The sequence below is a fragment of the Rhodoblastus sp. genome (genome assembly GCF_052145335.1).
In the GTDB taxonomy this organism is placed as follows: Bacteria; Pseudomonadota; Alphaproteobacteria; order Rhizobiales; family Beijerinckiaceae; genus Rhodoblastus.
The window spans coordinates 1-6,775 of record NZ_JBKQOU010000299.1 but is presented as its reverse complement, the minus strand read 5'-3'; the positions used below and the strand labels follow the sequence as shown (position 1 = coordinate 6,775).

General features: G+C 62.7%; 8 protein-coding genes. 5 read left to right on the top strand and 3 right to left on the bottom strand.

The features are described 5' to 3' along the window. A partial coding sequence (locus tag ACLP2E_RS18215; protein WP_442466744.1) for a hypothetical protein occupies nt 1-261 on the top strand: 261 nt, incomplete at its 5' end. 123 nt (nt 262-384) lie between these two features. On the opposite strand, the gene ACLP2E_RS18210 is transcribed toward ACLP2E_RS18215, so the two are convergent. Next, nucleotides 385-1,707 carry an Nramp family divalent metal transporter gene (locus ACLP2E_RS18210; RefSeq protein WP_442466743.1) on the bottom strand — a complete coding sequence of 441 codons (1,323 nt, stop codon included), beginning with the start codon at nt 1,705-1,707 and terminating at the stop codon, nt 385-387. Here ACLP2E_RS18210 and ACLP2E_RS18205 point away from each other — a divergent pair. Further along, a complete protein-coding gene (locus tag ACLP2E_RS18205; protein ID WP_442466742.1) occupies nt 1,706-1,912 on the top strand; it encodes a hypothetical protein in 207 nt (68 codons plus the stop codon). The genes ACLP2E_RS18210 and ACLP2E_RS18205 overlap by 2 nt on opposite strands. A gap of 128 nt (nt 1,913-2,040) precedes the next feature. Continuing rightward, nucleotides 2,041-2,856, top strand: a complete 816-nt coding sequence (locus ACLP2E_RS18200; protein ID WP_442461892.1) for a tetratricopeptide repeat protein — start codon at nt 2,041-2,043, stop codon at nt 2,854-2,856. A gap of 238 nt (nt 2,857-3,094) precedes the next feature. Here ACLP2E_RS18200 and ACLP2E_RS18195 read toward each other — a convergent pair whose 3' ends face one another. Beyond that, a complete protein-coding gene (locus tag ACLP2E_RS18195) occupies nt 3,095-3,937 on the bottom strand; it encodes a MipA/OmpV family protein (RefSeq protein ID WP_442461893.1) in 843 nt (280 codons plus the stop codon). A gap of 148 nt (nt 3,938-4,085) precedes the next feature. Here ACLP2E_RS18195 and yidD point away from each other — a divergent pair, with 148 nt between their 5' ends. Next, nucleotides 4,086-4,436 carry a membrane protein insertion efficiency factor YidD gene (gene yidD, locus ACLP2E_RS18190; protein ID WP_442466741.1) on the top strand — a complete coding sequence of 117 codons (351 nt, stop codon included), beginning with the start codon at nt 4,086-4,088 and terminating at the stop codon, nt 4,434-4,436. Between the two features lie 16 nt (nt 4,437-4,452). Here yidD and ACLP2E_RS18185 read toward each other — a convergent pair whose 3' ends face one another. After that, nucleotides 4,453-5,319, bottom strand: coding sequence for a hypothetical protein (locus ACLP2E_RS18185; protein WP_442461895.1), 867 nt, complete (start codon nt 5,317-5,319; stop codon nt 4,453-4,455). A 169-nt stretch (nt 5,320-5,488) separates the two neighbouring features. On the opposite strand from ACLP2E_RS18185, the gene thrS reads away from it, so the two are divergent. Next, nucleotides 5,489-6,775 (top strand): threonine--tRNA ligase (gene thrS / locus ACLP2E_RS18180; protein WP_442466740.1); only part of this gene is annotated, 1,287 nt, incomplete at its 3' end.

Here is a 6,775-nt window from a genome sequence, read left to right as displayed (position 1 = left end):
ATAATAAAGATGATTCTGGATGCAGTCATCACAATAACACATCGCACAGGGTCAAGTCCTATTTCCATGAGCCGGACGGCTCCGAAAGAAACGTTATTTGCGGACAACCGGAATGCGGATCGGGTAGCGTCACTTCCCTTAACGCATGCTTGGATCCAAATTGTTACTAGAGCCTTTTCCGATCCGATTGAATCAGATCCGGGCTCTAGTTTTTTGTTTTTACGCGTTTTCTTCATGCGAACCGGTATCCACTTCGCTTGAAAACGCTCCAGTGCGGATCCTCGCCTCTTTGCGGACGGACCGGGACGACGCAGCCCTTCTTCTCAACGAAGCGATAGATGCGTTACGCGAGCTAAACCGCGCGCTTCGCTCCTGCGCTGAGGATTACCCGAAAATGCTGTCGTAGATCAGCTTGATATTCAGCAATGTCACGCCGACGCCGATCGCGCCGGCCAATATCGTCGTGGCGCGGCTGGCGACGAAGGGCCCCATGATCCGCCGCGAACCGGTGAACCATACCAGCGGCAGGATGGCGAAGGGCAGGGCGAAACTCAAAGCCACCTGCGAAAACACCAGAAGGCGCCCGACCGCGCCCTCGCCGGCGATCAGGGCCGTGGCGACGGCCGGCGTGATCGTCAGCGCGCGGGTGACCAGGCGGCGGCCGGCGGGAGACATCCGCAGGCGGATGAAGCCGTCCATGATCAATTGCCCCGCGAGCGTCGCCGTCAGCGACGAGTTCAGCCCGCAGGCGATCAGGGCTATGGCGAAAAGCTTGGCCGCCAGCGGCGCGCCGAGCAGCGGCGCGATCAGCCGATAGGCGTCGGAAATCTCGACAACCTCGGTGTGGCCGTGGGCGAAAAACGCCGCCGCCGCCAGGATCAGGATCGCGCCATTGATCGTCATGGCGAAGATCAGGGCGAAAGCGGAATCGGCCAGGGCGAAGCGGATGGCCTCGCGCCGCGCCGCGAAATCGGGCGCGACATAGCGCGTCTGGACGATGCCCGAATGCAGAAACAGATTATGCGGCATCACCGTGGCGCCGAGGATGCCGAGCGCCAGATAGAGCATTTGGGGGTTGGTCGCGAGTTCGGCGGTGGGGGCAAGCCCCCGCGCCGCCGCCGCCCAGTCGGGGCGCGCGAAAAATAGTTGCGCGGCGAAACATGCTGAAATCACCACAAGCAAGGCGATGACGAAAGCTTCCAGCTTGCGAAAGCCGAAACGCTCGAACAGCAGGATCAAGCCGACGTCCAGCGCCGTGATGACCGCGCCGAGCCACAGAGGCAGGCCAAACAGCAGTTGCAGGCCGATCGCCGTGCCGATCACTTCGGCGAGATCGGTCGCCAGGATCGCCCCCTCCTGGGTCACCCAGAGGAAGATCGTGGCGCGGCGAGGAAAGTGGGCGCGGCAGGCCTGGGCCAGATCGAGATTGGCGCCGAAGGCGAGCCGCGCCGACAGGGACTGCAGGACAATGGCCATCAGGCTGGACAGGACGGCGACGAACAGCAGCCGCATGCCGAATTGCGAGCCGGCGGCGAGCGCCGTGGCCCAATTGCCGGGGTCCATATATCCGGTGGCGACGAGATAGCCCGGACCGACGAAGATCATGAAACGCTTGAAAAATCCGCTGCCGACGGGAGTCAGCACGGATCCGCGCGCGGCGGAAAAGCCGTCGGGGCCGATGGGTCGCTCGGTCAAGGGGCGCAGCATGGGTTTTCCGGAACAGAGCCTTCTCCAAGAGTACTCTGGGTTAGGCGAGAGGGAAACCTTGGCCGAAGCCGCCCTTTCGGAAAATTTTCCTTCCGATTGGAAATTCAGCAACCCTTTTTGCGTATTACTTTGCCGCCTTGCGGTTTTGGAACACCGCTTTTGTGGCTTGGGCGCCACATCGCCAAATCAACTTCACAATGCCTGAAGTTTGAAAGCACGGCGCCCCGATTCAGCCATAAACGGAACGCTTGATCTAGGGCGAAAGGGCGCGGTTTTCAGCCGGGCCAAGTAGCGTGAAAAGTCTGGCGTCGCCAGCGCGGAAAAGGTTTGGGCATGGCCGTGTTGGCGCGTATATTTTTGGCCGGATTTCTTGGCGTCGCCGCGCCGGCCTGCGCCTTCGACGGCCCGGAAAAGTCCGCGCCCGAGGGGCAGGCCCTCGACATGTTCAAGGATCCCCATCAGGCTTTGCAATCGGCGCTCGAAAATTTCCGCGCCGGCAATTCGGTTTCTTCGGTCGAAGCGCTGAAATACGCTGCGGCCGGCGGCGAGCCGCTGGCGCAATGGAAGCTCGGCAAAATGTACGCCGCCGGCGACGGCGTGCCGCGCGACGATTACAAGGCCTATCAATATTTCCAGGAAATCGTGGACCGCTACGACGAGGACAACGCCAATTGGCGGGAAAAGTCGGTGGTGGCCAGCGCTTTCGTCGCGGTCGGCGTATTCGAGCTTAATGGCATCCCCGGTTCGCGCCTGCGCGCCGACCCCGACGCCGCCATGCGGATGTTCCTTTACGCCGCGACCAATTTTTCCGATTCCAACGCCCAGTACAACCTGGCGCGCCTCTATATGGACGGCGCCGCCGGCGTCGCCAAGGACAACCGGCAGGCGGCGCGCTGGCTCAACCTCGCCGCCGAAAAGGGCCATGTCGAATCCCAGGCGCTGCTTGGCCATCTGCTGTTCGCTGGCGAAGGCGTGCAGCCGCGTCGCGCGCGCGGCCTGATGTGGCTGACACTGGCGCGCGAGGGCGCGACCGGCAAAGCGCAGGAATGGGTCAATGCGCTCTACGAGCAGGACATGAAGGCGGCCAGCGACAACGACCGGCAGGTCGCGCTGGTCTATCTCGAAGAGCACATGAAAAAGCGGAACTGATTTCCACTTTTATGAACGACCCACGCTTCTGCAATCCGCTCACTCTGAGGAGCCTGCTTCAGCAGGCGTCTCGAAGGGCGAGGGAGGGCGTTGGCCTCGCCTTCGGTCGAGCTTTTGCCCATGGTTCGAGACGGCCTCGAGAGCCCGTAAAAAAACGGGCTGTCGAGTCCTCCTCGCCATTAGGGATGAAGAGTGCGTGGCCCTTGCCCGCGGAACAAAGCGCGCGCTGAGCGCCGCTTCAGAAGGCGAACAAGCCGGTGGTGCGGAAGCGATAGGCGATTTCGATGCCGACGGTGAACTGGTTGGTCGAGCCGGTATGTTCCGTGATCGAGCTGTTCGCGACGCTGCCGGTCAGGGCCTGATAGCCGCCGATGGCGGTAACGCGCCAGTGCTCGGAATAGTCGTAGCGCGCCGCCACGGCCAGCCCCGCCGAGGTCAGGCCGCCCGTAGCGTTATAGGGCGTCAAGGCGCCGCCATTGGCGAGATTGATCGCGGATTGCTGCGGCGTCACCGAAAAATAGGATTCGGCGAATTTGTTGTTGCCGAAATTCAGTCGAGGACCGATCGACAAGGTGAGGTCGCCCCAGCGATGCCAGACGTCGCCGCTCAAGGTCGCGACCAGGCCGTCATAGCCGGTCACGGCCTGCCGCACTTCCAGGCGTCCACGAAACCAGTTGTAGGGCGTGACTTCGACAAAGCCGCCGAGTTCGATGGCGGGGTCGACATAGGCCAGGCCGGCCAATTCGCGTTCATGAGGGCGGTCGTTGAGGTAGCGTGCGACCGGGCCGACATGCAGCCAGGAATTCTCATAGAGGGTGAGGCTGAAGCCGTCGTCGGGCGTGCTGAATCGTTCTGGCTGGTCGGCGCGGCGGATGGAGATCCCGCCCGCGCCATAAATGGAATACATCTTGGCGCCGGGATATTGCGGAGCGACGCTGGGCATGCCGGAAACGGTGACGATCCAGTCGGGAATCGGAGGCGGCGGCGGCGGAGCGGGCGACGGAAGGTCGGCGGCGCAAACGGCGCCGGCGCTGCACACGGCGGCGGTCGCAATGACGAATTGGCGCAGCAAAGATTTCACAACAGGTCCCTCGAATCGTGTTTGACGTTCTAGCAGCGGAAAAGACGGGCGAATAGCGCCCTGACGACTTTGCGGCAGGATTGCAACGGCCGTCGTTTTCTTGCAACAGTCCCGGGGCGTTGGCAGGCGGGGTTAACAATTGGAAAACATGGTTTCATTGCTCCGAAAAGCGCCGGTCATGGCGGCGCGCGGCCTGATCCGGCTCTACCGGCTCAGCCTGTCCGGGCTGGTCGGCCGCAATTGCCGCTATCTGCCGACCTGCTCCGCCTATATGGACGAGGCCATGGCGAGGCACGGGCTATGGGCCGGGGGCTGGCTCGGACTGTCGCGCCTGTGCCGCTGCCATCCCTGGGGCGACCTTGGTTTCGATCCGGTTCCGCCTAAATTGCGCGCGGGCGCGGACGCCCTCCATCCCTGGCGCTACGGCTATTGGCGCAAGAAGCCGCGCTGCGACGCGGTCGGGCCGCCGCACCGCGAGCCGGTTGAGAAGGACAGCTGATCAGGCGAGTTGCAATTCACTCATGCGCCATAACTTCCAGCGCCAGGGCGTAAAGCCGCAGCCGTTGCAAGTCAGGCAGGGTCTGCAGGGCGTCGAGATAGACGAGGCCGTTCTGGCAGGCCTGGGCGTCGGTCAAAGGCGGGTCGGGGGTCTTGCCGTCGAGCAGCAGGTCGATGGCGGGTTTTTCCATGCCCTTTGACAACAGCAGTTTTTCGAGATCGTCGAAATCCTGCGTGGCTGGCGCCTCCCGGTCGATCTTCTTGTGTGCGCCGTCGTCCATGGCTTCGAGACCCGCCAGAGCCTGCTCGGCCATCAAGGCGCGATTGGCCCCGGTGAAGGCGATGAAACGATCCGCCGGGGCGCCATTGAGAAAATCGACGCAAAGCGCCGCGTCGCTCGCCGCCAATTGGCCCAAAACTTTGCGATTGGCGTTGAAAAGCTGGTCAAGCGCCTGCTGGCCCGCCTTGGCGCCCAGCAGGCCTCGTGTCTGGCGCAATTGCCGCATCGCCTCGGACAGGAACAGATCGGCGCCATTGTCCTGGGTTGAGGCGCCCCGCGCCAGCGTGGCCTTGATCGCGGCATTGTAATCGGCGGGATAGAGGGTCCGCATGCGGCTGAAAAACGCCTGGTATTCCGGCGCCTGCGCCAGTTTCTCCTCCAGCGCCGCCTGGGCCTGCGGATCGGTCGGCGCGCTTTCGTCCGAAATTTTTGACGCCGCATCGTCGTTTTCCGGCGCGACCGGATGGGTGGTCACCGGCTTGACCGAGAGAGGCGGTTCGAGCGGTTCGGCGACTTGTCCGCCGGAGGCGAGGAACCAGCTGCCGAAGGCGGCGGCCAGGGCGGCGGCAAGAGCCAGAAGAGCAATCCGAAGCTGTTTTTTCAAAACGCGCACTTTTCACCGACGAGAAATCGAGAGAGGCGCAGTTTTGCTCTGCAGCCCGCCGCGCGTCAATCATCGCGTGTTGCGCGGCGGGCGCAAATCGTAATAGGAATTCGTGCCCTCAAAAAGCTTACGCCGGCTCGTCTCGGCGAGTGAGCACAAGGAGAAGACCATGGTTGCGATCACTTTCCCCGATGGCGCGCAGCGCGAGTTCGCATCCGGGATCACCGGCCTCGACATAGCCAAGGGCATTTCGCCGTCGCTCGCCAAGCGCACGGTGGCGATGGCGCTCGACGGCCAGCTCACCGATATCGCCGCGCCGATCGGCGCCGACGCCAGGATCGAATTCGTCAGCCGCGACGACCCGCGCGCGCTGGAGCTGATCCGCCACGACGCCGCCCATGTGCTGGCCGAGGCGGTGCAGACCTTGTTTCCCGGAACGCAGGTGACAATCGGCCCGGTGATCGAAAACGGCTTCTATTACGATTTCTTCCGCGCGGAGCCTTTTACGCCCGAGGATTTCGCCGCCATCGAGAAAAAAATGCGCGAGATCGTCGCCGCCGACAAGCCGATTGTCCGCGAGGAATGGACGCGCGACCAGGCCAAGGCCTGGTTCGAGACCCATGGCGAAGCGTTCAAGGTCGAACTGGTGGAATCCATTCCGGCCGACCAGAAACTTTCGGTCTATCGCCAGGGCGACTGGCTCGACCTCTGTCGCGGGCCGCACATGCCCTCGACGGGCAAGATCGGCAACGCCTTCAAGCTGATGAAAGTCGCGGGCGCCTATTGGCGCGGCGATTCGACCAAGCCGATGCTCCAGCGCATCTACGCCACCGCCTTCACCAAACAGGAGGATCTCGACGCCTATCTCAAGCAGCTGGAGGAGGCGGAGCGCCGCGACCATCGGCGTTTGGGGCGTGAAATGGACCTGTTCCATTTCCAGGAGGAGGGGCCGGGCACGATCTTCTGGCACCCCAAGGGCTGGACGCTGTTCCAGACCCTGATTTCCTTCATGCGGCGGCGCCAGCAGGACGCCGGCTATATCGAGGTCAATACGCCGCAGGTGCTCGACCGCGCCCTTTGGGAGACCTCGGGCCATTGGCAGACCTATCGCGAGAACATGTTCATCACCACGACCGAGGACGACCGCGTCTTCGCGCTGAAACCGATGAACTGCCCGGGCCATGTGCAGATTTTCAAGAACGGGCTGAAAAGCTATCGCGACCTGCCGATGAAGATCGCCGAATTCGGCATCGTCCATCGCTATGAGCCGTCGGGCGCCATTCACGGCATGATGCGGGTGCGCGCCTTCACGCAGGACGACGCGCACATCTACTGCACCGAAGACCAGATCATGGACGAGGCGCTGAAGATCAACGACATGGTGATGTCGATCTACAAGGATTTCGGCTTCGACGACATTGTGGTGAAACTGTCGACCCGGCCGGAGAAGCGCGTG

What these genes read in the sequence shown, in the direction of transcription:
- ACLP2E_RS18205 (WP_442466742.1), top strand. Translation starts at nt 1,706, where the DNA reads ATGGGTTTTCCGGAACAGAGCCTTCTCCAAGAGTACTCTGGGTTAGGC.
- ACLP2E_RS18210 (WP_442466743.1), bottom strand. Translation starts at nt 1,707, where the DNA reads ATGCTGCGCCCCTTGACCGAGCGACCCATCGGCCCCGACGGCTTTTCC.
- ACLP2E_RS18200 (WP_442461892.1), top strand. Translation starts at nt 2,041, where the DNA reads ATGGCCGTGTTGGCGCGTATATTTTTGGCCGGATTTCTTGGCGTCGCC.
- yidD (WP_442466741.1), top strand. Translation starts at nt 4,086, where the DNA reads ATGGTTTCATTGCTCCGAAAAGCGCCGGTCATGGCGGCGCGCGGCCTG.